2 tRNA genes and 1 rRNA gene are annotated in these 636 nt (G+C 53.5%); all 3 read left to right on the top strand.

What is annotated here, in order from left to right:
* A 16S ribosomal RNA gene (locus HALO32_RS00090) occupies positions 1-92 on the top strand; the annotation flags it as partial.
* Positions 93-188: 96 nt separating this feature from the next.
* Positions 189-265 (top strand) — tRNA-Ile (locus HALO32_RS00085).
* Between the two features lie 102 nt (positions 266-367).
* Positions 368-443 (top strand) — tRNA-Ala (locus tag HALO32_RS00080).
* The last annotated feature ends 193 nt before the right edge of the window (positions 444-636 follow it).

Genomic DNA, 636 nt, shown 5'->3' with positions numbered 1-636 from the left:
TCGGGAGAGCGATCACCACGGTGTGGTTCATGACTGGGGTGAAGTCGTAACAAGGTAGCCGTAGGGGAACCTGCGGCTGGATCACCTCCTTAAACGACCAGTCATCGCGCCCGGCAAGTGTCCACAATGAATTACCTGATCGAACGAGCAAAAGACTGTTTGGGTCCAGGACCCAGTGGTTTGTAGCCGGGTCTGTAGCTCAGTTGGTTAGAGCGCACCCCTGATAAGGGTGAGGTCGGCAGTTCAAGTCTGCCCAGACCCACCAACGTCAGCTATAAGCTTTAAGCCGTAAGCTTTAAGTTAACCCCTGAAGCGGCTCTTCGGGGTTTCTTATAGCTTCAAGCTTACAGCTTGAAGCGTTAGTTCAGGGGCCTTAGCTCAGCTGGGAGAGCGCCTGCCTTGCACGCAGGAGGTCAGCGGTTCGATCCCGCTAGGCTCCACCATCCAACAGTCATCCTGCAGAGACCAGCGGCAAGTCGCACAGACTTTCCACTGTTCTCTGAACAGTTGCTCTTTAACAATGTGAATCATGCTGACAAGTTTCTTCCGAGAGGAAGAGACGCGAGATACGTTTCAAGCGTATCCGGCAATTGTCGATCGTCATCGCGGACCAGACCTCTTGGGGTTATATGGTCA

The sequence above is a fragment of the Halomonas lysinitropha genome (assembly GCF_902500215.1).
GTDB lineage: Bacteria > Pseudomonadota > Gammaproteobacteria > Pseudomonadales > Halomonadaceae > Halomonas > Halomonas lysinitropha.
The sequence above is the reverse complement of the archived record's forward strand: the minus strand, read 5'-3'. Positions and strand labels throughout refer to the sequence as shown.